General features: G+C 69.8%; 17 protein-coding genes and 1 riboswitch. Of the genes, 12 read left to right on the top strand and 5 right to left on the bottom strand.

Going from position 1 to position 25510, the window contains the following annotated elements:
• Nucleotides 1–22 precede the first annotated feature (22 nt).
• Nucleotides 23–682: a phosphotransferase gene (locus ACPXB1_RS13770; protein WP_355591585.1), complete on the top strand. Its 660-nt coding sequence runs from the start codon at nucleotides 23–25 to the stop codon at nucleotides 680–682.
• A gap of 29 nt (nucleotides 683–711) precedes the next feature.
• Here ACPXB1_RS13770 and ACPXB1_RS13775 read toward each other — a convergent pair whose 3' ends face one another.
• Nucleotides 712–1806, bottom strand: coding sequence for an ROK family transcriptional regulator (locus tag ACPXB1_RS13775; RefSeq protein WP_355630106.1), 1095 nt, complete (start codon nucleotides 1804–1806; stop codon nucleotides 712–714).
• 41 nt (nucleotides 1807–1847) lie between these two features.
• Here ACPXB1_RS13775 and ACPXB1_RS13780 point away from each other — a divergent pair, with 41 nt between their 5' ends.
• From ACPXB1_RS13780 to ACPXB1_RS13790, 3 genes are all read left to right on the top strand, one after another.
• Entirely contained in the window at nucleotides 1848–3074 is a 1227-nt protein-coding gene (locus tag ACPXB1_RS13780; protein WP_355630109.1) for an MFS transporter, read from the top strand.
• A gap of 86 nt (nucleotides 3075–3160) precedes the next feature.
• Nucleotides 3161–3369, top strand: a riboswitch (cobalamin riboswitch).
• A 195-nt stretch (nucleotides 3370–3564) separates the two neighbouring features.
• Nucleotides 3565–5883, top strand: coding sequence for a ribonucleoside-diphosphate reductase subunit alpha (locus ACPXB1_RS13785; protein ID WP_355630123.1), 2319 nt, complete (start codon nucleotides 3565–3567; stop codon nucleotides 5881–5883).
• 47 nt (nucleotides 5884–5930) lie between these two features.
• Nucleotides 5931–6926, top strand: a complete 996-nt coding sequence (locus ACPXB1_RS13790; RefSeq protein WP_355630112.1) for a ribonucleotide-diphosphate reductase subunit beta — start codon at nucleotides 5931–5933, stop codon at nucleotides 6924–6926.
• An 83-nt stretch (nucleotides 6927–7009) separates the two neighbouring features.
• Here the strand turns inward: ACPXB1_RS13790 and ACPXB1_RS13795 are convergent, their stop codons facing one another.
• The 3 genes from ACPXB1_RS13795 to ACPXB1_RS13805 form a co-directional block, all read right to left on the bottom strand.
• Nucleotides 7010–9829: a glycosyl hydrolase family 95 catalytic domain-containing protein gene (locus ACPXB1_RS13795; RefSeq protein WP_355632142.1), complete on the bottom strand. Its 2820-nt coding sequence runs from the start codon at nucleotides 9827–9829 to the stop codon at nucleotides 7010–7012.
• A gap of 211 nt (nucleotides 9830–10040) precedes the next feature.
• Complete coding sequence (locus ACPXB1_RS13800) at nucleotides 10041–11855, bottom strand: family 43 glycosylhydrolase (protein ID WP_355632140.1); 1815 nt, start codon at nucleotides 11853–11855, stop codon at nucleotides 10041–10043.
• A 425-nt stretch (nucleotides 11856–12280) separates the two neighbouring features.
• Nucleotides 12281–13051: a FadR/GntR family transcriptional regulator gene (locus ACPXB1_RS13805; protein WP_355632137.1), complete on the bottom strand. Its 771-nt coding sequence runs from the start codon at nucleotides 13049–13051 to the stop codon at nucleotides 12281–12283.
• Between the two features lie 148 nt (nucleotides 13052–13199).
• Here ACPXB1_RS13805 and ACPXB1_RS13810 point away from each other — a divergent pair, with 148 nt between their 5' ends.
• The 8 genes from ACPXB1_RS13810 (at nucleotide 13200) to ACPXB1_RS13845 (ending at nucleotide 21430) form a co-directional block, all read left to right on the top strand.
• Nucleotides 13200–14468, top strand: a complete 1269-nt coding sequence (locus tag ACPXB1_RS13810; protein ID WP_355591564.1) for an ABC transporter substrate-binding protein — start codon at nucleotides 13200–13202, stop codon at nucleotides 14466–14468.
• A 4-nt stretch (nucleotides 14469–14472) separates the two neighbouring features.
• Nucleotides 14473–15456, top strand: coding sequence for a carbohydrate ABC transporter permease (locus ACPXB1_RS13815; protein ID WP_355591561.1), 984 nt, complete (start codon nucleotides 14473–14475; stop codon nucleotides 15454–15456).
• Nucleotides 15456–16283, top strand: coding sequence for a carbohydrate ABC transporter permease (locus ACPXB1_RS13820; protein ID WP_355591558.1), 828 nt, complete (start codon nucleotides 15456–15458; stop codon nucleotides 16281–16283). The genes ACPXB1_RS13815 and ACPXB1_RS13820 overlap by 1 nt, the downstream gene beginning before the upstream one ends.
• A gap of 1 nt (nucleotide 16284) precedes the next feature.
• Nucleotides 16285–17520: a mandelate racemase/muconate lactonizing enzyme family protein gene (locus ACPXB1_RS13825; protein ID WP_355591555.1), complete on the top strand. Its 1236-nt coding sequence runs from the start codon at nucleotides 16285–16287 to the stop codon at nucleotides 17518–17520.
• A gap of 277 nt (nucleotides 17521–17797) precedes the next feature.
• On the top strand, nucleotides 17798–18826 hold the full coding sequence (locus ACPXB1_RS13830; RefSeq protein ID WP_355591552.1) for a zinc-dependent alcohol dehydrogenase: 1029 nt from the start codon (nucleotides 17798–17800) through the stop codon (nucleotides 18824–18826).
• Nucleotides 18823–19584: an SDR family oxidoreductase gene (locus ACPXB1_RS13835; protein WP_355591549.1), complete on the top strand. Its 762-nt coding sequence runs from the start codon at nucleotides 18823–18825 to the stop codon at nucleotides 19582–19584. The genes ACPXB1_RS13830 and ACPXB1_RS13835 overlap by 4 nt, the downstream gene beginning before the upstream one ends.
• Complete coding sequence (locus ACPXB1_RS13840; protein WP_355591546.1) at nucleotides 19581–20459, top strand: amidohydrolase family protein; 879 nt, start codon at nucleotides 19581–19583, stop codon at nucleotides 20457–20459. Before ACPXB1_RS13835 ends, ACPXB1_RS13840 begins: the two co-directional genes overlap by 4 nt.
• The gene (locus ACPXB1_RS13845; RefSeq protein WP_355591543.1) at nucleotides 20456–21430 is read left to right on the top strand and encodes an aldo/keto reductase; all 975 of its coding nucleotides are present in this window, start codon (nucleotides 20456–20458) and stop codon (nucleotides 21428–21430) included. The genes ACPXB1_RS13840 and ACPXB1_RS13845 overlap by 4 nt, the downstream gene beginning before the upstream one ends.
• 60 nt (nucleotides 21431–21490) lie before the next feature.
• On the opposite strand, the gene ACPXB1_RS13850 is transcribed toward ACPXB1_RS13845, so the two are convergent.
• A complete protein-coding gene (locus tag ACPXB1_RS13850) occupies nucleotides 21491–25045 on the bottom strand; it encodes a ThuA domain-containing protein (protein WP_355591540.1) in 3555 nt (1184 codons plus the stop codon).
• Nucleotides 25046–25510: the final 465 nt, after the last annotated feature.

Here is a 25510-nt window from a genome sequence, read left to right on the forward strand (position 1 = left end):
GCGCGGGCTAGCGTCCACTGTCATGGTCGATCATCCACTGCTCGCGTCCGGGCGCGACGCCGATGTCTTCGCGCTCGACGAGCTGAGGGTGCTGCGTCGCTACCGCCAGGGCGGAGACACGGCGTCGGAGGCCGCGTTGATGCGCCACCTCCGCAAATCCGGCTACCCGGTCCCGGCCGTCCACGCTTCGGACGGCCCCGACCTGGTGCTGGAACGACTCGACGGCGAGACGCTCCTGGCCTCGATGCTCGCCGAGCGCACCGACGTCGACACGGCCGCCGACCTGCTCGTGGACCTGCACAACCGTCTGCATGCCCTGCCGCCCCGGTTCAGCGCCGACCCGGCCGCCCGCGTCCTGCACCTCGACCTGCACCCACAGAACGTCATGGTGACCTCGCGTGGGCCGGTCGTGATCGATTGGCGCAACGCTGCCGAAGGGCCGGCCGACCTGGACGTGGCAATGACCGCTCTGATCCTCGCCGAGGTGGCGGTCGGCCCGGACCCGCAGCTCGCCGGCTTTGCCCGCGCCGGGCTCGACGCCTTTCAGCGACGGGCGGAGCCACCCCGGGCCGGCCAGCTGCGGCGGGCGCTGGGCCTGCGCCGGTTCGACCCCGCGCTCTCCGCCACCGAGAAGGCGGCCCTGGGCCTCGCCGCCGCCCTGGTCCACACCCGAGAGGGCTGACAGGTCGCCGGCCTCGTCCGCCGGTGCCGCTAGAGCGGGGCGAGATCGGGAACGCCGTACTGCTTGTCGAGGACCTGCATGGCCGCACCGGCGGCGATCACGTCCGCGCCGAGGCTGGACAGCGTCACGTCAGTGGTGAGCCAGTCCGCGCGGGGCACCTCGGTGTGCACTGCCTCCTCGACCGCAGCGAGGTAGGTGTCCGCGTGCCGCAGGAGGTCGGCGCCGGCCAGCACCACGCGGGAGAGGTCGAGGGTCTGGAGCAGGTTGACCACGCCGACGGCCAGGACCCGGGCCGCCCGCCCGATGTCGCCGGCCTCGGCGGCGCGGTGGTGCACGATCTCCAGACATCCGTGCCGCCCGCAGACGCACGACGGCCCGTCCAGGGCGACGACCGTGTGGCCGAACTCCCCGGCGTTGGTGTGCGCGCCCCGGTGTGCCGTGCCGCCCAGCCAGAAGCCTCCGCCGATGCCGGACTCGACCATGATGAGGACGGCGTCGCCGAAGGTCCCGCCGTGGCGCCACGCCTCGGCCGTGATCCCCGCGGTGACGTCCTTGTCGAGGTGCACGGGCAGGCCCAGGTGGGCCTCGGCGAGGTCGCGCAGCGGGACGTCGTGCCAGTGCCGCAGACCGTGGGCGTCCCGGACCAGGCCCCGTGCGTGGTCCAGCGGGCCGATCATGCCGATGCCCACGCCGGTCAGCCGGCCCCGCAGGTCGGCGCCGCCGGGTATCGCGTCGATGCCGGAACTGAGCGCGTCGAGGAGCTGCGCCGGGGTGAAGTCGCCGGGCAGTGGGCTGACCGCGCAGTGCTGCACCGTGCCGGCCAGGTCGACGAGGACCAGCCGCAGCGTACGGCGGGCGACGTGGGCGCCGATGGCGTACCGGCTGTCGGGCACGATCTCGTAGACGACTGCGGGCTTGCCGATGCCGGGCCGGCGGACGCCTGCGGTGCGGATCAGGCCGTCGGCGCTCAGCCGGGCGAGGACCTTGGAGACGGCTTGCGGCGTCAGGCCTGTGGCGTCGACGACTGTCGACCGCTCGAACGTCCGCACGGTACGTCCCAGCGCCATGACCAGTGCCTGGTTGTAGCCGCGCAGGAAGGTGACGTCGGCTGTGGTGCGCGTCATCTCACCACCCTATTACGCAACGCTGTTGCTAAATTCGCTCGGTGCATGCACTGAGCAGAAATCGACGCCTGGGGGCGGTTCTCGCGTTGGCGCTGGGCGGTGTGGCGGTCGGCCTCACCGAGTTCGCGGCGATGGGCCTGCTGCCCGACATCGCACGCGGCCTGCTCCCACAGCAGTACGCGGAGTCGTCGTCGGACGCGGTGGCCCGCGCGGGTTGGACGATCACCGCCTACGCGCTCGGCGTGGTGGTGGGCGCGCCGCTGATCGCCGCGCTGACCGCCCGACTGCCGCGTAAGAAACTGGTTCTCGGCCTGCTCGTCCTCTTCGTCATCGGCACCGTCGCCTCGGCGATCGCGCCCACGTTCGACCTGGTGCTGGTGGCCCGGTTCGTCGCGGCGCTGCCGCACGGCGCGTACTTCGGCGCGGCGGGTCTGCTCGCGGCGGCCCTGCTCGGCCCCGGCAACGAGGCCCGGGGTTTTGCCGCCGTGCTCGGTGGTCTCACCGTGAGCAACCTGGTGGGCGTGCCGGCGGTCACGCGGCTCGGGCAGGCGGTCGGCTGGCGGGCCGCGTACCTGGTCATCGCCGGTGTGTTCGTGCTCACGCTGCTGGCGGTCCTGGCCGTCGTTCCGGAGGTCGTCGCGGCTGTCGACGCCTCGCCGGCCGCCGAGTTGCGGTCCCTGCGGACCTCGCAGGTGTGGCTCGTGGCGGCCACCGGGGCGGTGGGCCTCGCCGGTCTCTTCGCGGTCAACACCTACCTCGCGCCGGTCACCACCGACGTCGCAGGACTCTCGGCCACGACCGTGCCGTGGGCGCTCGTCGCGGTGGGCCTGGGCATGACGGTCGGCAATGCCCTGGGCGGTTGGCTCGCGGACCGGGACCTGCACCGGAGCATGTTCGGCGGCTTCGTCGCCATGATCGTCAGCATCGCCGTCTTCGGCCTCGTCGCGTCGAACCCGGTCGGCCTGTTCGTGGGCGCGTTCCTGGTGGGCGCGACAAGCCTCTACCTGGGGCCGGTCGTACAGGCGCGCCTGATCACCGTCGCGCCGGGAGCGCAGTTGATGGGCGCGGCGATGAGCCAGTCCGCCATGAACGTCGCCAACAGCCTCGGCGCCGCGCTGGGTAGCGTCGTCATCGCCGCGGGGTTCGGCTATCTCGCGCCGGCCTGGGTGGGCGTGGTCCTCGCGATTCTCGGCCTGGGCCTGGCGGTGCTCAGCTACGCGACCGAGCGACGGACGCGTGCCACGCAGCCGGTCGCCCTCGCGGGCTGACCCGTCGATCGATGGCGGTGGGCGCCGGCGCCGGCGACACGCCGACGCCGACATGTGGGGTGTGACAAACGCTGCCGCCCCTATATATGGTGTCGAGCGCAGCTGGTTCGGCCGCTCCGGCGGTCGAGGCAACAGGGAACCCGGTGAAAATCCGGGACTGTCCCGCAGCGGTGAGTGGGAACGACAGCCGTCATAGGCACTGGGCCACAAGGCCTGGGAAGCGACGGCCAGTAGGAGACCGGCGAGCCCGGTCGTGCCCGCGAGTCCGAAGACCTGCCAGCGCGCCGTACACCCGCACCCGGGTGGACGGCGGTCCGAGGCCGCGTGGGACGGCTGACGCCACCTGACCCACGCCCTGCGGGCGTGGCGTCCGCCGGTGTCTGCTCCCGCGCGTCCGAGGGCCATCTGGTCTCGAACTCGCGAGGAGTGAGTGGTGACAGTCACCGAGGTAGCCCCGGTCAGCGGCGAGACGGCAGTGCGGCGGACGCCGATGCAGGTCCGCAAGCGCGACGGCCGCATGGAGCCCGTGGACGTGAACCGGATCGTCCGGGCGGTCGAGCGGTGGGCCGACGACCTGACCGACGTCGACCCGCTGCGGGTTGCCACCCGCACGATCAGCGGCCTGTACGACGGAGCGACGACGGCCGAACTGGACCGGCTGTCCATCCAGACCGCCGCCGAGATGATCGGCGAGGAACCGCAGTACTCGCGCCTGGCCGCCCGACTGCTGTCCGGCTACGTCGACAAGGAGGTGCGCCGGCAGGGCGTCACCTCGTTCAGCGCGTCGATCCGGATCAGCCACGCCGAGGGCCTGATCGGTGACGGCACCGCCGCGTTCGTCGCCGCGCACGCCGCGCTGCTCGACGACGCGATCGACAGGGACGGCGACCGGAGGTTCGAGTACTTCGGCCTGCGTACCGTCTACGACAGGTACCTGCTGCGCCACCCCACCAGTCGGCTGGTTCTGGAGACGCCGCAGTTCTGGCTGCTGCGGGTGGCCTGCGGCCTGTCCCGTACGCCGGACGAGGCTGTCGGTTTCTACAGGCTGATGTCCAGCCTGGCCTACCTGCCCAGTTCCCCGACGTTGTTCAACTCCGGCACCCGGCACACGCAGATGTCCTCCTGTTACCTGGTCGACTCGCCGCGCGACGAGCTGGACTCGATCTACCAGCGGTACGCGCAGGTCGCCAACCTGTCCAAGTTCGCCGGCGGCATCGGCATCGCCTACTCCCGGGTCCGGTCCCGGGGCGCGTTGATCCGCGGCACGAACGGGCAGTCCAACGGGATCGTGCCGTGGCTGCGCACCCTTGACGCGAGCGTCGCCGCCGTCAACCAGGGCGGCCGGCGCAAGGGCGCTGCCTGCGTGTACCTGGAGCCGTGGCACCCGGACATCGAGGAGTTCCTGCAACTGCGGGACAACACCGGCGAGGACGCCCGGCGTACCCACAACCTGAACCTGGCCAACTGGATCCCCGACGAGTTCATGCGCCGGGTCGAGGCCGACGAGATGTGGTCGCTGTTCGACCCGAACGAGGTGCCCGAGCTGCCCGACCTGTGGGGGGAGCGGTTCGACGCCGCGTACCGCAGGGCCGAGGCGCAGGGCCGCTACGTGCGGCAGGTCCCGGCGCGGGAGCTGTACGGGAAGATGATGCGCACCCTCGCCCAGACCGGCAACGGGTGGATGACCTTCAAGGACGCCGCCAACCGGTTGTGCAACCAGACCGCCGAGCCGGGCAACGTCGTGCACCTGTCCAACCTCTGCACCGAGATCATCGAGGTGTCCAGCGACGCCGAGACGGCGGTGTGCAACCTGGGTTCGGTGAACGTCGCCGCGCACCTCGCCGGCGACGGCATCGACTGGCCGAAGCTGCGCGAAACGGTCCGGACGGCTGTGACGTTCCTCGACCGGGTCATCGACATCAACTACTACCCGACAGCGCAGGCGGCGGCGAGCAACCCCCACTGGCGGCCGGTCGGGCTCGGGCTGATGGGTCTCCAGGACGTGTTCTTCGCGCTGCGGCTGCCGTTCGACTCGCCTGCCGCGCGGGAGCTGTCCACCCGGATCAGCGAGGAGCTGTACCTGACCGCGCTGGAGACCTCCGCCGACCTGGCCCGCCACGCCGGCGCACACCCGGCGTTCGGGCAGACCCGGGCCGCGCGGGGCGACCTGCAACCGGACCTGTGGGGTGTCGAGGGTACGCAGACCGCGCGCTGGGCGGCGTTACGCGAGCGGGTTGCGGCGTACGGGCTGCGCAACTCGCTGCTCGTGGCTGTCGCGCCGACGGCGACCATCGCCTCGATCGCCGGCTGCTACGAGTGCGTCGAGCCGCAGGTGTCCAACCTGTTCAAGCGCGAGACCCTGTCCGGTGAGTTCCTCCAGGTCAACACCGCTCTGGTACGCGAGCTGAAGGCCCGTGGCCTGTGGACCGACGAGATCCGGTCGGCGATCCGCCGTGCCGAGGGGTCGGTGCAGGGCATCGCGGCGCTGCCGGCCGACGTGCGGGAGCTGTTCCGCACCGCGTGGGAGCTGCCGCAGCGGGCGCTCATTGACCTGGCCGCCGCCCGCGGCCCGTTCATCGACCAGTCCCAGTCGCTGAACCTGTTCCTGGCCTCGCCCACCATCGGCAAGCTCTCCTCGATGTACCTGTACGCCTGGAAGGCCGGGCTGAAGACCACCTACTACCTGCGCTCGCGCCCCGCCACCCGCATCCAGCAGGCAACAGTGGCTCTCGTCGCGCCGTCCACTACCGACGCCGAGGCGCTGGCCTGCTCGCTGGAGAACCCCGAGTCGTGCGAGGCCTGCCAGTGACCGCCGCCGACACCACTACCGACACTGCCAACACGAGGACCACGCACATGCTGCTCGACCCCGGGATGGATCTCACCCTGCGCCCGATGCGCTACCCGCACTTCTTCGACAGGTTCCGCGACGCCATCCGCAACACCTGGACGGTCGAGGAGGTCGACCTGCACGCCGACCTCACCGACCTGGACAAGCTGTCGCCCGCCGAGCGGCACCTGGTCAGCCGCCTCGTGGCGTTCTTCGCCACCGGCGACACGATCGTCGCCAACAACCTCGTGCTCAACCTCTACCAACACGTCAACAGCCCGGAGGGTCGGCTCTACCTGTCCCGGCAGCTGTTCGAGGAGGCTGTGCACGTCCAGTTCTATCTCAACCTGCTCGACACGTACGTGCCCGACGAGGCCGAGCGGTTCGCTGCCTTCGCCGCCATCGAGAACATCCCCTCGATCCGTCGCAAGGCCGAGTTCTGCTTCCGGTGGATCGACTCGCTGAACGACCTGCGGCAGCTGCGGACCCGCGAGGATCGGCGGACGTTCCTGCTCAACCTGATCTGCTTCGCCGCCTGCATCGAGGGGCTGTTCTTCTACGGCGCGTTCGCCTACGTCTACTTCCTGCGCTCCCGGGGTTTGCTGCACGGCCTTGCCTCCGGCACCAACTGGGTGTTCCGCGACGAGTCGATGCACATGGCGTTCGCGTTCGACGTCGTCGACACCGTCCGTGCCGAGGAGCCGGACCTGTTCGACGACGACCTCGCCGACCAGGTCCGCCAGATGATCACCGAGGCCGTCGAGTGCGAGGTGCAGTTCGCCGAGGACCTGCTGGGCCACGGTGTGCCGGGCCTGACCCTTGCCGACATGCGGGAGTACCTCCAGCACGTCGCCGATCGCCGCCTCGCCCAGCTCGGCATCGCGCCGCACTACGGGTCGAGCAACCCGTTCGCCTTCATGGAGCTGCAGGACGTGCAGGAGTTGTCAAACTTCTTCGAGCGGCGGGTGTCGGCGTACCAGGTAGGTGTGACGGGTTCGGTCGCCTTCGACGACGACTTCTAGCCGGTGTTCGTGCGGGGGGCTCGGCCACCCGCCGCCCGGTAGGCGGGTGGCCGAGCCCAACTCCCGCGCGGGAGCCTGACGACTCAGCTCGTGGTACAGGTGAGACTGGCCGGTGGGTTGTTTGTGCCGTTCCAGGAGCCGGTGAACCCGAAGGTGGTCGAGGCGCCGGCGGCGAGCGCGCCGTTGTAGGCGACGTTTGTCACCCGTACCGCCGATCCGCTCTGGGTGTGGGTGCCGCTCCAGAGCTGGCCGATGGTCTGCCCGTTGGGGAAGGTCCAGGACACGGTCCACCCGTTTATCGGCGTGGAGCCGGCGGTGACGGTGACTGTGGCCTGGAAGCCGCCCGCCCACGAGTTGTCGATGGCGTAGGAGGCAGTCGCCGCCCCAGACGGCGGGGGAGTGGAGGTCGGCGTGGGGGTCGCAGTCGGGGTGGGCGTCGGGATCGGTGTCGGCGTCGGAATCGCCGTCGCCGTCGGACTCGGCGCGACCCCGGGGTACGCCCGGTAGGACTGTCCCGCCTGCACCGTGAGTTCGATGACGTCGGACTCGATCCTCGTGGTGCGGGCCGGGGCGCCGGTGACCGCGTCGACGACCGAGTGGGTCGCGGTGAACAGCCGCGAGCGCAGTCGGACCGTACCGCCCCGGTCGGCGCCGACCAGGATCTCCTGGGGCTGGCCGGCACTCCACGCGATGCCCACTGTGTAGCCACCTCGCGCACGGAGGCCGGTCACCCGGCCCTGCGGCCAGGCGCTGGGCAGCGCCGGAAGGATGTGCAGTTCGCCGTTGTGGCTGTGCAGCAGCATCTCGGCGATGCCCGCTGTCGCGCCGAAGTTGCCGTCGATCTGGAACGGCGGGTGCAGGTCGAACATGTTCGGCGCCAGCCTGGCGGTGGTGACCAGGCCGCGCAGGATCCGGTGCGCCCGCGCGCCGTCCTCCAGTCGCGCCCAGAAGTTGATTTTCCAGGCCAACGACCAGCCCGTCCCGTCGTCGCCGCGCAACTCAAGGGTCCGCCGCGCGGCCTCGTACAGCTGGGGTGTGCCCCGGCGGGTGATCTGGTTGCTGGGGTGCAGTCCGTAGAGGTGGGAGACGTGCCGGTGGTTGGGCTCGGTCTCCACCCAGTCGTACAGCCACTCCATGACGTTGCCGCGCGAGCCGATCCGGGTCGGAGGGAGCCGGTCGCGGGTAGCGCGGACCTGCGCCCGGAACGTGGGGTCCACGTCGAGGATCTCGCTGGCCCGGGCGCACCCGTCGAACAGGTCGCGCAGGATCTGGTTGTCCATCGTGGGCCCGGCGCAGACGCTGGCGTTGGCGTGGTGGGACAGCTCCGGCGAGTTCGACGGGTTGGTGACGAGCCAGCCCAGGGTCGGCTCCGTCTGGAGGGTGTCCAGGAAGAACTGCGCGGCCCCCTTCATTGCCGGGTAGTGCGCCCGCAGGAACTCGACGTCGCCGGTGAACAGGTAGTGGTCCCAGATGAGGGTGCTCAGCCAGGCGCCGCCGGTCTGCCACATTCCCCAGAACGCGCCGTCGACGACAGCTGTGGCCCGCCACGCGTCGGTGTTGTGGTGGGTGACCCAGCCGCCGGCGCCGTACTGCACCTGGGCGGTTCGCGCGCCGGCCACCGCCAGATCCTTGATCATCTCGAAGACAGGTCGGTGACACTCGGGCAGGTTCGTCGAGTTGGCCGGCCAGTAGTTCATCGGCAGGTTGACGTTGATCGTGTACTTCGAATCCCACGAGGGGGTCATCTGGTCGTTCCAGATGCCCTGGAGGTTCGCCGGCTGGCTGCCGGGGCGCGAGGACGAGATCAACAGGTACCGGCCGTACTGGAACAGCAGCGCCGAGAACTGCGGGTCGGTGGACGAGCTGTGCTGCGCGATCCGCTCGTCGGTCGTCCGGTCGGCGGCGGCGGTGCGACCCAGATCGAGGCTCACCCGCCCGAACAGCGCCTGGTAGTCGGCGATGTGCCGGCTGCGGAGCTCGTCGACGCTACGAGCCCGGGCGGCGGTCAGGTTCCGGCGGGCGATGCCCTGGTAGTCGCCACCGACGTTGCGGTAGGTGACATAGCTGGAGCCGATCGAGATCAGCAGTGTGGCGCTTGTGGCGCCGGAGACCCGCAGCGTGCCGCCGGAGCTGGTGACTGTGCCACCGGTGACTGTGGCGTGGGTCAGCGCGTGGAAGCGGACCGCGCCGGTGACGCCCTCCTGGCTGCCGGACGTGCCGTCCAGGGCGATCGTGGCACCGTCCGGGCTGGACACCGTGGTGCGTTGCGGGCTGTCGAACGTCGCAGTGAACGTGAGCGAGGCCGCCCTGTCGACGCTCAGGCGTACCACTATGACCTGGTCCGGTGCGCTGGCGAAGACCTCCCGCTCGTGGCGTACACCGTTGAGCACGTACGCCACCGAGGTGGTCGCCGTGGTGAGGTCGAGCCGCCGGGTGTACTGCGACGCGCTCGTCGAGGTCCCGAAGGTCAGTCGCAGGTTCCCCACCGGCTGGTACGCCAGCTGCCCGACCGGGTTGCCGAGCATCGTCTGGTTGATCAGATCCTGCGCCTGCGTCCACTGGTTGGCGAAGACCCGTCGACGGATCTCCGCTATCGATCCGGCGCCTCTCGTGTTGCTGGGATCGTGTGGACCGCCTGCCCAGACGGTGTCCTCGTTGAGCTGGAGGGTTTCCCGGTCGACGTTGCCGAAGACCATGGCGCCGAGGCGACCGTTGCCGATCGGCAGTGCCCGCAACCAGTCAGTGCCGGCCGATTCGTCATACCACAGCACAAGGTCGTTAGCGGCCTGCGCCTCGGCCGATGCGGGCGCCGGGCTGTCGCCGAGCTGGGAGAGCGGCAACAGCGCGCCGGTGGCGCCCGCTGCTCCGATTTTGAGCGCCTGCCTGCGCGTTACATCTGACATCTCGGGCCTCCTCGGGGCGGCGCTCGTCGCGGCTCGGTATCTCCGCATCGGATGTCTGCGCTGGTGTAGACCGGTCATGCATCCGACACAATGACGAAACCATAGAGCAATCTGAATGGAAAAGATATGATGCTTGCGGGCCGGATGGCCGACGGGGGCGGGCCCGTCTCGTCGTTGCCCCGACGAGACGGGCCGGCGCCCTCCGAAGTCGTCAGGCCGATGCGCAGCTCAGGTTTCCCGGCGGCTCGTTGCTCCCGGTGCTCGCGCTGAGGTAGCCCACAGTGGTCGACGTTCCCGCCGCGAGTTGGCCGTTGTAGCCGGCGTTTGCCAGGGTCACCTGGTTGCCCTGCTGGCTGAACGTGCCGTTCCAGCTCTGCGCCACCGTCTGCCCGCTGGCGAGGGTGAAGGTGACCCGCCAGCCGTTGATCGTGCTGGCCCCCGCGTTGGTGACAGTCACCCGCCCCTCGAACCCGCCCTGCCAGCTGTTGACCACCGTGTGGGTGGCCGCGCAGGACTGCCCACCCGGACTGGTCGGCGTCGGCGTCGGCGTGGGGGTCGGGGTCGGGATCGGCGTGGGGGTCGGGATCGGCGTGGGCGTGGGGATCGCTGTGGGGGACGGCGTGGGCGTCGGGTTGCCGCCGCTCTGGAACTGCCACCAGTTGACGTTGAACAGGTTGCCGCTGCCCCCGGTGAACCGCAGGTACAGGTCCTGGTTGCCGGTTGCGCCGCTGACCGCGCAGGAGACGGTCTGCCAGCTCTGCCACCCGCCGGTGCCCGGCACGGAGCAGCTACCTACCCGGGTGCCGGTGGGGCTGCCGAGACGCAGCTCGATGCTGCCGCCGGAGGTCGCCGAGGCCACCCGGGCGCTGAACGATGTCGCGCCCGCGCCGAAGCCCACTCCCTTTACCTTGATGTAGTCGCCGTTCTCGATGAAGCCGACGTTCATCCCGCCCTCGCTGGCCGGCTCCGTCTCGATGCCGGAGCCCCAGGTGATGGTCTCGGCCTCCTGCCGTACGTACGGATTCAGCGTCCCGATCTGTGGCGCGCCGGTCGTGGTCATGTTGATCGTCGGGATGGTGCCGTTGGTGTTGTAGGTGAACTTCTCCACTGCCACCGAGCGGGTGTAGCCGCTGCCGCCGGGCAGCGCGCCGTTGTGGTAGAAGAAGTACGAGCCGCCGTTGAAGTCGATGACCCCGGCGTGATTGGTGAAGCTGGCGCCCTGCCGAGGCATGATCGTCCCCCGGTACGTCCAGGGGCCGGTCGGGCCGGTCGCTGTCGAGTAGCCGATGAACTCCGAGCAGCACTCCGCCGCGAACACGTTGTAGTAGACGCCGTTGCGCTTGTAGACCCACGGGCCTTCCTCGTACAGCGTGGGCCTGCTCGTGTTGCCGGACCGGGCGCCGAAGCCGGCGGTGGTGAGCGGGATCTTGGTGGCGCTACCGCTGTACGAGATCATGTCCGCGTTCAGCTTCACGTACCAGAGGTTGGGGTTTCCCCAGTACAGGTACGCCTGGCCGTCGTCGTCGACGAACACTGTGGGGTCGATCTCGCCGTTGCCCACCAGTGGCCGCCCGATGGCGTCCCGGAACGGCCCGGTGGGACTGTCGGACACCGCGACGCCGATGGCCATCGAGTTGGTCGCACGGGCGGTCACCGGGACGTACCAGTAGAACTTTCCGTTGCGGGCGATGACCTGGCCGGCCCACGCGTTGGCGCTGGCCCAACTGAAGGTGCTGACGCTCAGCGGGGAGCCGTGGTCGGTCCAGTTGACCATGTCGGCGGAGGACCACACCCGCCAGTCCTTCATCGTGAAGTACGTGGAGCCGTCCTCGTCGTGGCCGGTGTAGAGGTAGACGCGTCCGTCGTGCACCAGCGGGGCGGGGTCGGCGGTGTAGATGTGCTGGACGATGGGGTTGTCCGCGCGCGCCGCGGTGGCCGGCAGCAGCGTCGAGACGAGCAGCAGGCTCACCAGCCAGGCGCCCGCGCGCCTGAGCCGGGTCCTCGGCGGTGTGGGTGTGGATGTCATCGGTACCTCCCAGGGATGGGACGCTCACCTGACGGATCGAAAGAGCGGAGACGGGGCTGTAGGGCAGGGGGTATCGGCACCGCACGGAGGCCTGTGGTCGGGGACGGCGCTCGACTCGGCGCGTGGCGGTGTCGTGGATCGGCACACGGAGGTTGTGTTGGATGCCCGCAGGCTCCCGCAGGGGCGGGCCGGGGTGCTCAACGTCCTGTGGAGAGGCCCGGACACCCGCCAGCGGGGCGTTGCTCGTGCGCGGCTCCACCGGCCCGGCGGGGTCCTGTGGAGGGGTGAAGCGTGCCCTGCGCCTCTGGGGCCCGAGCGTAGTCTGTTATCGCTAACATTCACAAGCCATGGACGGCCCTGAATCTCGACCAACCCGGCCGCGCACCGCTCAGGTCACGGCCGTGGCGACCCGTGCCGCCCGATTGTCAGCGCTGCAACCGCGTCGGACTGTCCGGTCCGCTACGACGGACGAGCCAGGCCTCGGTGATGTGGGTGAACATCGCCTGGGCGGCGCCGTCCGGGTCGTGTGCGGCGATGCGCTCGTAGATGCGCCGGTGCCCCTGGTTGGAGGCCACGCACATGGCGCGCTCAGGGCGGCCCATGTACCGCGCGGTGTTGACGACCTGGCTCTCCAGCGACCGGACGACGCCCCGCGCGATCCGGTTTCCGGATGCCTGCATGACGGTGTCGTGGAAGGCGCGGTCGTGCTCCTGGTAGGCGAGGTGGTCGTCGACGAGTTCGTCCATCCGGTCGACCAGAGCGCGCAGCCGGTCGATGGTGTCCTGGTCGGCGAGTCGGGCGGCCACATTGGCCATGTCGGACTCCAGCACCCGCCGGGTGACCACCAGGTCGTCGAGGATCGCCAGGCTGTCGTCCTCGGCGATGGTCGCGGCGAGAACGAGTTCGTCGAGCATGTCCCACGCCGACGGAGGGGTGACCAGTGTGCCGCTGCCCTGGCGGACCTGCACGAGGCCCTTTTCCTGGAGGATCTTCACCGCCTCGCGGATGACGGTCCGGCTCACCGAGAAGGTCTCGCAGAGCACCGGTTCGGGGGGCAGCGGGGTGCCCGGCGGGTGAACGCCCTGGACGATCCGGTTCACCAATTCTGCGGTGATCGCTCGTGCCAGGTTGGCCGGACGGCGAGCCCAGGTGGGTGCCGCTGAACCATTCACTGTCGTCTCGTTCGATGCCGTCATGTCCACCTCCGCGTGGCTGCCCCGAGCCACGATTTCGCCCCAGTGTACGGGTAAACGTTGACGTGATACGTCATACGAGTTACGTTCTCGGTCATTCTTGCATCGACGGCCGGTTCTGCGGCCACTCCCCATACGAAGGTGAGCAACGATGAAGCAACGAGCAGTGTGGGCCGCAGTCCTCGTTGCGGGGCTGGCCCTGACGGGCTGTGGAAGCGCCACCGGATCTGGTTCGTCGTCCTCGGGCTCGGCCGACAAGCTGATCGTCTGGGACTGGAAGTCCGGCGAGGCGAGCTCCGCCGCGTACGTGGAGAAGGCCAAGGCCGACTTCGCCAAGAAGCACAAGGACGTCACAGTCGAGTTCGTCGCCCAGCCGTTCGACCAGTACTACACGCTGCTGGGCGCGGCGATACAGTCCGGTAAGGGGCCGGACGTCATCCTCTTCAACGGCGGCGGCCAGATCCGTGACCGGGTCGGCTCCCTCCTGCCGTTGGACGAGCAGGTGGCCGAGGACCGGCAGCGGCTGGCCGGCTGGGACGCGTTCGCCAAGGACGGCAAGACCTACGCCGCACCGGTGACCCTCCAGGGGCACCCGATCTACTACAACAAGGCGCTCTACGAGAAGGCCGGCCTCGACCCGGCGAAGCCGGCCACGACCTGGCCGGAGTTCCTCGCCAACTGCGGCACCATCACCAAGGCGACAGGCGCCAAGTGCTTCGCCGTCGGCAACAAGGAGGGCATCGGCATCCAGTTCTTCCTGTCCGCCATGGCGTCGGGCATCCTCACCGGCCAGGAGTACGACGACTGGATCGCCGGCAAGCGGGACTGGAACTCGCCCAACGTCAAGCGGATCTTCCAGCTGTGGAAGGAGACCGGCACCGCGGGGTTGAACAACGACGGGGCGAACTCCACGGCGATGTTCAACGACGCGTTCGCCGTCTTCCAGTCCGCCAAGGCCGCGCACATCATCGGCCTGATGTCCGACATCGGGCACTGGAAGGACTTCAACGAGTTCGTCACGCCCGAGAAGCTCGGCGTCATGACGGCGCCGGTGGTGACCGCCGGTACGACCCCGAGCCTGCCGTACGACGGCGGCATCGGTTACGCGGTCGCCAAGTGGACGAAGGCCCCGAAGGTGGCCGCCGATCTGGTGCGTTCGCTGACCTCCACCGACGCGCTGAAGGCGTTCTACGCCAACGCCGGCGCGATCACCGCCGACACGACGATCGACGTGTCGCAGGGCGGCCCTGCCGTGACCACGATCGTCTCCGAGATCAAGACCGGCAAGCCCGCGCCGCACGTGGCGCTCTCGTCGAAGTCGATCGACCTGATGGGCAGGCTGTCCCAGCAGTTGCTCAGCGGTTCGGTCACCGTCGACGAGGTCGTGAAGCAGATGGCAGCTTCCGACGCGGCGGGCTGATCTCGTGCCGATCGGAAAGTCGCTCCCGTCGGTCCGTCCGGTCTCGACCGGGCGGGCCGGCGGGGTGCAGCCCACACCGCCGCCGGAGCACCGCGTTCGCGGCGCCGCCCGGCGTGCCACCGGTGGCCGCCGCGCCGAACTCCTCGCGCCGTTCGTGCTCGTCGCTCCCGCCATCCTGATCCTCGTGCTGCTGCGGCTGTGGCCGCTGCTGCTCGGCGTCAACTTCTCCTTCACCGGCGACGGCGAGCGCGACGGCGCGGCTGTCGGCTTCGACAACTACGTCGACCTGTTCCACGACCCACTGTTCAGGGGCGCGCTGCGTAACGTCGGGTTGCTGGTGCTGCTCCTGCCGGTGGCGGTGGCGATCCCGGGCATCATCGCCACATTCATCTACCTGCGCGTGCCGGGGCATCGGTTCTACCGCAGCGTCTACTTCTTCCCGGCCGTGCTGTCCCCGGTCATCGTCGGCGCGATCTTCAACCTTCTGCTGTCCTTCGACGGCCCTGTCAACTCCGTGCTCGGCGCGGTCGGCATCGGCCCCGTGGACTGGCTCGGCGACCCGGACGTCGCCATGTTCGCAGTCGTCGGCGTCCACGTCTGGGCGACCTTCGGGATGGCGCTCGTGGTGTTCCTGGCCGGCTTCGCGACCCTGGACGGCACGCTGCTGGACGCCGCCCGGGTCGACGGCGCGTCACTGGGCCAGGTCATCCGGCACGTGATCATCCCCAGCCTCACCCGCACCATCCAGTTCGTCTTCGTGACCACGATGATCGGGATGCTGACCTCGATGTTCGGCCTGCTCTACGTCATGACCACCGGCGGCCCGGAGGGTTCGACGTACCTGCCGGAGTACTACATCTGGATCCAGCAGGGCCAGATGAACCGTCCGGCGCTCGCGTCGGCCGCGTCGACGGTCCTCTTCGTCATCATGCTCGTCGTCGGGCTGCTGCAACTCAAACTGCTCCGACGATCGGGGAAGGTGGACTGATGTCCCGCGTCCGACTGGGCCGCTGGCTGCTCGTTCTCCCGATGGGGTTGCTCGCCCTCGCGACGATCTACCCGCTGCTGTTCACCGCCAACGTCGCGATGAAGACCCGGCGGGAGTACATCCTCGACCGTTTCTCGCTTGCCGACTCCCTGCGCCTGGAGAACATCACCACGGCGTGGAGCAGCGTCGGGATGGCCCGGTACGCCGCCAACTCGTTGCTCGTGGTGGCCTGCTCGGTGTTCCTGCTGCTGCTCTTCGGGTCGATGGCCGGCTTCGCGCTGAGCCAACTGCGGTTCCGTGGCTCGTCGGCGTTGTTCATCGGCTGCCTCGCGGCGCTCTTCGTGCCCTTCCAGGTGATCATGGTGCCGCTGGCTCGGATCATGGCGGACACCGGCCTCGTCGACACGTACCCGGGGCTGATCCTCGCCTACGTCGCGCAGTTCCTGCCGTTCACGATCTTCCTGATGGCCAGCTACTACAAGACCATCCCGGCGGAGATCGTCGACGCGGCCCGGATCGACGGCAACAGCGTGTACGGCGTCTACGGCCGGATCATGCTGCCGCTCGGCGCTCCGGCGCTGCTGTCGGTAGGCATCCTCAACACCCTGTTCTGCTGGAACGACGTGCTCATCGCGCTGCTGATGATGCCGTCGGCCGACCATCGCACCCTGATGGTCGGGGTGACCTCGCTGCGCGGGCAGTACTCCGAGGACATCCCCACGTTCGCCTCAGGGGTGCTCATCGCCGCGATTCCCGTCCTGGCGGTCTACCTGTTCCTTCAGCGCCAGATCGCAGACGGCGTCGCCGCTGGTTCCACGAAAGGCTGATATGCGCATCACCGGGTATCGAACCCTGACGACCGTCCAACAGTGGGGTCGGCCCGTCGGCGACGCCAACGGCGTGCTTCCCCACGGCGTCACCACGGTGCCGATCGTCATCGTCGAGACCGACGAGGGGATCAGCGGCGTCGGCCTGGGGCCGGACGTGGAGATCGAGGCGATCTTCGCAGCCATCGACGGGGAGGATCCCCGCGCGGTGACCACCCTGTACGACCGGATGCTGCGGCAGACGTTCAAGGCCGGCCACGGGGGCCTCGTGTTCGGGACCGTCGGCGCGCTCGACACCGCCCTGTGGGACATCAAGGCGCAGGCTGCCGGCGAGCCGCTCTGGCGGCTGCTCGGTGGCCGGGACCGACAGGTTCCCGCGTACGCCTCGGGTCTGGACATCGGCCTGAGCGACGACGAACTCGTCGCGGAGTACGAGGTCTACGCCGGGTACGGCCTGCGTGCCGCCAAGCTCAAGGGTGGCCTCGACATCGAGCGGGACCGGCAACGGCTCGCCCTGGTGCGCGACGTGCTCACCGAGGCGGGCCACGGCCGTCGACCCGGCCTGATGCTCGACGTCAACGAGGCGTGGTCACGCAAGCAGGCCGTCCGGCACGTCTGCGAGCTGGAGCGCACCATCGATCTGGTGTGGATCGAGGAGCCGGTGCGGCGGTGGGACGCCGAAGGTCTGGCCGCCGTCGGTCGTGGTGTCCGCGCGGCGGTCGCCAGTGGCGAGAACCTCACCGGACTGGAGCAGTACCGGCCGTTGATCGGTGCGGGCGCCCTCGACATCGTCCAGTCGGCCGCCGTCTGGGGGGTCACCCACTTTCTGCGGGTGGCCGCCCTGGCGCACGCCCACGATCTGCCGGTGAGCCCCATCGGCAACAGCCCGATCGGTCTGCTGCACGCAGCGACCTCGGTCCCCAACCACCTGGTGAGCGAGTTGCAGGACCTGCGGCCGCCGGTGGGCCTCGACGTCGACCTGCACATCGAGGGCGGCGCCTTCGTCCTCGGCGACGCGCCGGGGCTCGGCATCCGGGTCGACGAGGCGACGATCGTGGCCGCCGGTCACCGGCCGGGCAGCCCGAGCGCGGACAGCCCGAACGTCCGCCCGGAACGGGCCGGCCTGCGGCTGCTCGCGGAGGCCGACGACGCCTCTGCCGCGCCGGCGCTGCGGGTCGAGTCCCTGCTCGCCGACGCCGTCGCGGCCCACCAGGACGCCGCACCCGTCCGGCGTTGATCCCGCCGGGCCCACTCCGGCCCGGAAACCCGCCATCACCGAAAGGACCCCGAGTGTCATCCTCGCTCGTAGCCTCCAGGCGGACATCGGCGGCGCTCGCCGGCACGCCGACGGCTGGCGCCCGGACCGGGCCGCTCACCACGCCGGCCGGGACCACCCGGCCGAACCGGCCCAGCCCGACCCGGGCCCGCATCCTCGGGTCGCGGACGCGCGGCAACAGGGCAGTCGTCCGACCGTACGCAGCGGCGGAATCCCACCACGTCGAGACGGAGCAGCGGTGAAGGCAGTTGTCTACCGGGGGGCACGGGACCTCGCAGTCGAGGATCGAGCCCCGCAGGCGCCCGGTCCCGGGCAGGTACGCATCGAGGTGGCGTACACCGGGATCTGCGGCACGGACCTGCACATCTTCCACGGCGACATGGACGCGCGGGTGGGCGCGTCGGCGGTTCTCGGGCATGAGATGTCCGGCCGGATCGCCGCGATCGGTGAGGGTGTGACCGGCTGGTCGGTCGGGCAGGCCGTCACGGTGATGCCGACGCGCGCCTGCGGGCGTTGCCCGGCGTGCCGCCGGGGCGACTCGCACATCTGCCATTCGATGGATTTCCTTGGCATCGATTCGCCAGGTGCCATGCAGTCGTCGTGGACGGTCCCGGCGGATCTGGTGCTCGCGCTTCCCGACGATCTTCCACTTGACCACGCGGCGCTCGTCGAGCCGGTGGCGGTGGCGGTGCACGACGTCGGCCGTGGGCGGGTCGTGCCGGGCGAGCAGGTGGTGGTGGTGGGTGGCGGGCCGGTCGGTGTGCTCATCGCCGCGGTGGCCCGCGACCGTGGCGCGCAGGTGGTGCTCGTCGAGCCGGACGGCTTCCGCCGGTCGGTGGCTTCCGGGATCGGGATCGAGGCTGTCGATCCGGGGTCGACCGACGTGGTGGCGCTTGTGAACGAGCGGACCGGCGGCGCGGGGGCGGATGTGGCGTTCGAGGTGTCCGGCTCGGCCGGCGGGGTCGGCACTGCCGTCGACGTGCTGACGACCCGTGGCCGGTTGGTGCTGGTGGCGATCCACCCGCAGCCACGTCCGGTGAACCTGCACCGGTTCTTCTGGCGTGAGTTGGAGTTGGTGGGTGCGCGGTTGTACTCGCGGGCGGATGTGGCCGAGGCGATCCGGCTCGTCGCGGCGGGGGTCGTGCCGGCCCGGGAGCTGATTTCCCGGGTGCTGCCGGTCGAGGAGGTCACCGACGCGTTCGTGGCCCTGGAGGGTGGCGGGGGCGTCCTCAAGGTGCTGCTGGACTGGCGGGAGGAGGGCCGATGAGCGCGTTGTTCGACCTTTCCGGACGCACCGCGCTGGTGACCGGCGCCCGGCGGGGCATCGGCCTGGCAATGGCGGAGGCCCTGGCGCTGGCCGGTGCGGACGTCATCGGGGTGTCGGCGCAGTTGGAGTCCGAGGGCAGTGCGGTGCAGCAGCGGGTCCGGGCCGCTGGTCGCCGGTTCACCGGCTTCCGGACGGACCTGGGTGACCGCGCGGCGGTCTACCGACTGGTCGAGGACGTCGCCGCGCTCGGCCCGGTGGACATCCTTGTCAACAACGGTGGCACGATCGGTCGCGCACCGGCGGCGGATCACCCCGACGAGATGTGGGATCGGGTGGTGCAGGTGAACCTGTCCAGTCAGTTCGTGTTGAGCCGGGAGATCGGTCGACAGATGGTCGACAGGGGCCACGGCAAGATCATCTTTACCGCCTCGCTGCTCAGCTTCCAGGGCGGTATCAACGTGGCGAGCTACACCGCGGCGAAGTCCGGCCTGGCCGGGCTGACCAGGGCACTTGCCAACGAGTGGGCGGGTCGTGGGGTGAACGTCAACGCCATCGCACCCGGCTACATCGCCACCGACAACACCCAGGCGCTCCGCGACGACCCCGACCGCAACGAGGCCATAGTGGGCCGGATCCCGGCCGGCCGGTGGGGGCGTGCCGACGAGCTGGCCGGCGCCGTCGTCTTCCTGGCCTCCCCGGCCTCGGACTACGTGCACGGCACCGTCCTGCCCGTCGACGGCGGCTGGCTCGGCCGATGATCGCCACGCAGCTGGCCGGACGACCCGGCATCGTCGACGCACACCACCACCTCTGGATCCGCGCCCGGCACCCGCAACCGTGGATCGACCCGCACACGATGGCCGCTATCGACAACGACTTCACCGCTGCGGACCTCGCCCCGGTGGCACGCGCCGCAGGCGTCACCGAAACCGTCGTCGTGCAGTCCATCGCCTCGGTGGCCGAGACCGAACACCTGCTGGGCGTCGCTGCCGACGACCCCCTGATCGGCGGTGTCGTCGGCTGGGTGGACCTCAGCGCCGACGACATCGACGAGCGCATCGACCGGCTCCGTGCCGCACGCGGCGGGCAGCGGCTGGTCGGCATCCGCGATCTGGTCCAGTCCGAGCCCGACCCCGCCTACCTCGACAGGCGTGACGTCCGGCGGGGCATCGCGGCGGTCGGCGCCGCCGACCTCACCTTCGACCTACTGGTCCGGGACCGCCAACTGCCCGCCGCCATCCGGCTCGTCCGGGACCTGCCCGAGGTGTCGTTCGTCCTCGACCATCTGGGCAAACCCGCGCTCGGGCAGCGGAGCCTCGGCGACTGGCCCGGCGACCTGCGGGCGCTCGCCGCCCAGCCGAACGTCACGGCGAAGCTCTCCGGGCTCGTGACCGAGGTGGACGGGCCGTCCTGGTCGGCCGCGGACCTGCGGCCCGCCGTCGACCAGGCCCTCGACGCGTTCGGCCCGCACCGCCTCATGTTCGGCTCCGACTGGCCGGTGTGCCTGCTCGCCAGTTCGTACACCAGGTGGGTGGAGGTGCTCGCCGAGCTACTGGAACCGCTCGGCGACGCCGAGCGGGCGGCGATCTGGCGCGACACCGCACGCCGCGCCTACCGGCTGGGGGAGTCGTGACGCCCCGGGCGCTGCCGCGTCGGCCCGGGGTCCGACTCACCGCCCTGGGCTTCGGCGCCGCTCAGGGCGGAAACCTCTACCGGGCGACCTCCGACGACGAGTTCGCCGCCGCCGTGGACGCCGCGTGGGCGGCGGGCATCCGATACTTCGACACCGCGCCGCACTACGGGCTCGGGCTGTCCGAGCGGCGCCTCGGCGCTGCCCTGCGCTCCCGCCCCCGCAACGAGTACGTGGTGTCGACGAAGGTGGGGCGGCTGCTCGTACCGTCGCCGGAGACCGCACAACAGCGCGACGCCGAGGGCTTCGACGTGCCGGCCGACCACAGGCGGGTCTGGGACTTCAGCGGCGACGGTGTACGCCGGTCGTTGGAGGCCAGCCTGGAGCGCACGGGCCTGGACCGCATCGATGTGGTCTACCTGCACGACCCCGACGAGCACTGGGAGCAGGCGGCCACCGAGGCCGTTCCGGCGCTGGTCCGGCTGCGCGACGAGGGCGTCATCGGCGCGATCGGCGCGGGCATGAACCAGTCGGCGATGCTGGCCCGGTTCGTCGAGGAGGCCGATGTCGACGTCATGATGTGCGCCGGTCGGTACACGCTGCTGGAGCAGGGCGCGCTTGCCGACCTCCTGCCCGCCGCGCAGGCCCGTGGGGTCGGCGTGGTGATCGCCGGGGTCTACAACTCGGGGCTGCTGGCCCGGGACCGGCCGCCGGCCGACGCGGTCTACAACTATGAGCAGGCCCCACCGGAGGTGATCGAGCGCGCCCGGCGGATCGCCGACGTGTGCGAGGCCCACGGCGTGACCCTGCCGCAAGCGGCACTGGCGTACGTCCGCCAGCATCCGGCCGTCGTCTCGACCGTCGTCGGCCTGCGTGACGCGGCCCAGGTGGCCGAGACGCTGCGCCGGTCCGAGGCCGACGTCCCGAACGAGCTCTGGCCGGCGTTGCGCGCGGCCGGGCTGCTCGGGACGTAGACGCTCGCCTGGCGACGGGATGCGCCGGCCACCCGAGGATCGGGTGGCCGGCGCCGTCCGTCATACCGCTGTGAACCGCCACTGCTGGTTGGCGGCGGTGTGGCAACCCCACTGGAGCAGCCGCGCCCCGTCAGCAGTGGAAGCGCCGTTCACATCGATGCAGAGCCCGCTCGGCACGCTCTTGACCGTGTAGACACCAGTGGTGGCAGTGGCCGTGACGAGGAACTTCTGCTGGTTGGCGTTGTTGCACGTGCTCTGTTGCAGGAAAGCACCCTGTGCGGTGGACCCGCCGACGACGTCGAGGCACTTACCGCTGTGCACCGCCTTCAGATAGACGGCCCCGCTGCCGGCGTCGACGGCCTGCCACTTCTGGTTGTTGCCACCGGTGGCCGCCCACTGGGTGATCTGGGCGCCGTCGGCGGTGGAGACGCCGCTGACGTCCATCAGCTTGCCGCTGTGCTGCGCGGTGAGCGTCCAGGTCTTTCCCGCCACGCCGGTGCCGGTCCCGCTGCCGGGAACGCCGACACCGGAACCCCCGAAGGTGTACGCGTCGAGATCGAACCAGTTGTTGCCGCTGCCCTTGAACACCATGTAGAGCGTCTGTGTGCCGCCGAGGGCGGCGACGTTCACCGGTGCGGTGGACTGGTAGTTGTCCCAGCCACCGGTGCTGGGCACCGTCGTCGTGGCCAGCAGCGTGCCCGTCGGCGAGCCGGCGCGTAGCTCGATGGTGCCGCCACCGGACGGCGACGACAGCCGGTAGCTGACGTTCGTGATACCCGACAGGCTCATCGGGTTGAACGCGATCCAGTCGTTGTTGGAGATGTCGCCTACGCGCTTGCCGCTCTCCGCGGCGGACTGTTCGACGACCCGCACACCGGACTGGCTGCTGTAGTACTCGGCCTGCTTGTGCTTGGGTTGCAGGATCACCTGCGCGGTGCCGGTGAGCGGTGCCGCGCCTCCCGCGCCGCCGCTGTCGGTGTACCTGGCGTTCAGCACGTAGAACAGGTTGGCGCCGTCGGGGTGCCCACCGAGCAGGTCGGTGGAGATGGTGCCCGAGCAGCCCGGATACTCGGTTGTCTCGTGGGCGTGGTCGTCGTGACCGAGCGCCGGGTTGAGGACCACCTTCGAGCAGTCGACAGTTCCGCCGTCCGGGTCGGTGACGGTGATCTGGTACGACACCTTGTCGCCGAAGGTGAGCATGCCTCCGGTGGGCGGGGTGGTGATGGTGACCACCGGAGCGCTGTTGCCGACGGTGATCTGGACGTTGGCGAAGCCCGTCTTGCCGGTGTTGTCGGTGACCTTCAACTGCGCCGTGTAGTTGCCGTTGGTGGTGTACACCTTCGACGGGTTCGCCGCCGTGGAGGTGGTGCCGTCGCCGAACGTCCACTGGTAGCTGAGCGTGTTGCCCGGGTCCGGGTCGGCAGTGCCGGCGCTGCTGAACTGGACGGTCAGCGGCGCGCTACCACTCGTGGGCGTACCGGTGGCCTTGGCGATCGGCGACCGGCCGCCCTGGATGTAGTCGATCCGGTAGAGCCCGGAGTCGCTGTTGCCGCCGCCGAAGTTGGTGCCCCACTCCAGCAGGTAGAGCGAGCCGTCCTTGCCGAACTCCATGTCCATCGGCTTGTTGAACCGGGCCGTGGGCAGGAACGGGTTGGTGCGGGTCACCGCCGTGGCGGAGTCGAAGTGCACCTCCTTGATGTAGCTGCGCGACCACTCGTAGAAGAAGTGCACCCCGTCGTAGTAGGGCGGGAACTTCGTGGCCGACGGGTTCGCCGCGTCGTAGCGGTAGACCGGCCCGCCCATCGGCGCGGAGCCGCCGGAGCCCAGCTCCGGGAAGGTCGGCGAGGTGCCGTAGCCGTACCACATGTTGGGTGCCACGACCGGCCGCAGGCTGGTCAGGCCCGTGTTGTTCGGTGAGTTGTTCACTGGTGCCGAGCAGTTGAACTTCGCGCCGACCACGCCGGTGTCCGGGTTGAACGGCGCGTACGGCTGGTTGTCGCCGTGGCAGAACGGCCAGCCGTAGTTGCCGGGCGCCTTGATCACGTTGAGCTCGACCAGGCCCTCGGGGCCGCGGTTGGTGGTGGGCGGGTTGCGGTCCGGTCCGTAGTCGGCCAGGTAGACCCAGCCGGTGGCCGCGTCGATCGAGAAGCGGAACGGGTTGCGGAAGCCCATCGCGTAGATTTCCGGCTTGGTCTGCGCGGTGCCCTGGGCGTAGAGGTTGCCCGTGGGGATCGTGTAACCGCCGCTGGCCTGCGGGCGGATACGCAGCAGCTTTCCGCGCAGGTCGTTGGTGTTGCCGGCGGTGCGGGCCGCGTCGAGGTTGGATTTGCCGGAGCGCCAGTCCAGCGGAGCGTAGCCCTGCCAGTTGGGGTCGAGGTTCGGTGGCGTGTCGTCGCCGGTGCCGATGTAGAGGTTGCCGTCCGGGCCGAACTCGATGTAGCCACCCGTGTGGCCGGGCTCGGGGAAGGTGCGGTCCCGGTACGCGGGGATGTCGATGATCCGCGCCTCACTGGACAGGTTCAATGTGTCGCCGCTGAGCGTGTAGCGGGATACCCGGTTGACGTCGGTGCTGCTGCTCGCCGGTGAGTGGTACAGGTACACGTACCCGTTGCTGGCGAAGTTGGGGTCCAGCGCCATGCCGGTGAGCCCGTCCTCGCCTCCGGTGTAGACGCTCAGCGTTCCCGCGGTGACGGTGCTGTTATTGGACGGCTTGAAGATCTTCACCTGGCCACCGCGCTGGACGTAGATGACCCGTCCGTCCGGTGCCACGGCCATCGCCATGGGGTCGACGGTGTTGTCGTCGAGGGTGCGCTTCTCGAAGTTGCCCCAGACGGTGCCGCCGCAGTCGCCGGGCAGGTTGCCGGCGGCCCACTTCACGCCACCGAGGACGTGGTTGCGGAAGTTCGTCTCGCTGTAGGACTCGGCGGCGTGGCCCATCGCGGTGGCCCACACCCGTCCGCCACCGGCGTTGCGGCACCAGGAGATCGGGTGGTCCGGGCCCATCGCGCGGGAGCCCGGGTTGTACGTGCGCTCGTCGGCGGTCACCAGGACGTGCACGTTGCCGCGCGGGTTGGTGTCGAAGTTGTACCACTCCTCGCTGCGCTGCCAGCGATCCGGCAGGCCGACCGTCGAGGGGTGCTGCTTGTCGGCGACGATGGCGGTGCCGGGCAGCACGCCGGGGGAGTGCTCAGGCATGTGGGCGCCGCCGTTGATGGTCTGGTCCCACCACGGATATTCGGCCTCGATGCCCATGTCTGTGGCGTTGTGGACTCCGACGATGCCCTTGCCACTGGCGAGGTAGCCCTCGATGGCCTGGCGTTGGGCGGCCGAGGTCCAGACCATCCCCGAGGTCTGGAACATGATGACGACGTCGAACGTGGCCAGGTTGGCGGGCGTGAAGACGCTCGCGTCCTCGGTCTGCACCAGCTCGAAGTTGTTGGCGGCAGCCTGCTGCTGGAACATGCTGATCCCGGCGGGGATCGAGTCGTGCCGGTAACCGGCTGTCTTGGTGAACAACAGGGCGCGGAAGGCCGGGGCCGCCGATGCTGGCGGGGCCAGGCCGAGCACCAGCATGAGGCTGGCGATCATGCCCATGATCAATGTCTTGCGACGCATGCCGTCTCCTAGGTCGGGCGGGCAACGGGGGGTGCGACCACGTGCCGGACAGCGCGTCAGGTTGTGTCTGGACACGTGTGGGCACGAGTGCTGGTCGGTCTTCGTGCCGTCCGCCGAAACGGCAGTCAGGCCCGCGGAACGTCACACAGCGTGAGATGGGCGGTGTTGCCGTCCTGCGGGTGTCGACGTCAGGATGAGCTAGGCATCGACATATGTCAATAAATCGGGAACATCCGATCTTGTCGGACGGTGAGGTGGGTGCGCCCGACGCCCGCGCGTCGACGTCACTGGCGATGCAGGGCGTGAGCGGTGGCTGCGGCTGTGGATCGAGGATTGCGCCGTCGCATCCAAACATCTATCTTCATACGTGTGATGTTTCGTCGATGTCAAGGAAATGTTTGCACCATAAAAACGTAAGGGGCCGTGGCGGGCTGCGAAAGTGCGTCGCGTCCGTACGCCGAACGG

The sequence above is a fragment of the Micromonospora sp. DT68 genome (assembly GCF_049847245.1).
GTDB lineage: Bacteria > Actinomycetota > Actinomycetes > Mycobacteriales > Micromonosporaceae > Micromonospora > Micromonospora profundi.

What these genes read in the sequence shown, in the direction of transcription:
- ACPXB1_RS13770 (WP_355591585.1), top strand. Translation starts at nt 23, where the DNA reads ATGGTCGATCATCCACTGCTCGCGTCCGGGCGCGACGCCGATGTCTTC.
- ACPXB1_RS13775 (WP_355630106.1), bottom strand. Translation starts at nt 1,806, where the DNA reads ATGACGCGCACCACAGCCGACGTCACCTTCCTGCGCGGCTACAACCAG.
- ACPXB1_RS13785 (WP_355630123.1), top strand. Translation starts at nt 3,565, where the DNA reads ATGCAGGTCCGCAAGCGCGACGGCCGCATGGAGCCCGTGGACGTGAAC.
- ACPXB1_RS13790 (WP_355630112.1), top strand. Translation starts at nt 5,931, where the DNA reads ATGCTGCTCGACCCCGGGATGGATCTCACCCTGCGCCCGATGCGCTAC.
- ACPXB1_RS13795 (WP_355632142.1), bottom strand. Translation starts at nt 9,829, where the DNA reads ATGTCAGATGTAACGCGCAGGCAGGCGCTCAAAATCGGAGCAGCGGGC.
- ACPXB1_RS13800 (WP_355632140.1), bottom strand. Translation starts at nt 11,855, where the DNA reads ATGACATCCACACCCACACCGCCGAGGACCCGGCTCAGGCGCGCGGGC.
- ACPXB1_RS13805 (WP_355632137.1), bottom strand. Translation starts at nt 13,051, where the DNA reads ATGACGGCATCGAACGAGACGACAGTGAATGGTTCAGCGGCACCCACC.
- ACPXB1_RS13810 (WP_355591564.1), top strand. Translation starts at nt 13,200, where the DNA reads ATGAAGCAACGAGCAGTGTGGGCCGCAGTCCTCGTTGCGGGGCTGGCC.
- ACPXB1_RS13820 (WP_355591558.1), top strand. Translation starts at nt 15,456, where the DNA reads ATGTCCCGCGTCCGACTGGGCCGCTGGCTGCTCGTTCTCCCGATGGGG.
- ACPXB1_RS13825 (WP_355591555.1), top strand. Translation starts at nt 16,285, where the DNA reads ATGCGCATCACCGGGTATCGAACCCTGACGACCGTCCAACAGTGGGGT.
- ACPXB1_RS13835 (WP_355591549.1), top strand. Translation starts at nt 18,823, where the DNA reads ATGAGCGCGTTGTTCGACCTTTCCGGACGCACCGCGCTGGTGACCGGC.
- ACPXB1_RS13840 (WP_355591546.1), top strand. Translation starts at nt 19,581, where the DNA reads ATGATCGCCACGCAGCTGGCCGGACGACCCGGCATCGTCGACGCACAC.
- ACPXB1_RS13850 (WP_355591540.1), bottom strand. Translation starts at nt 25,045, where the DNA reads ATGCGTCGCAAGACATTGATCATGGGCATGATCGCCAGCCTCATGCTG.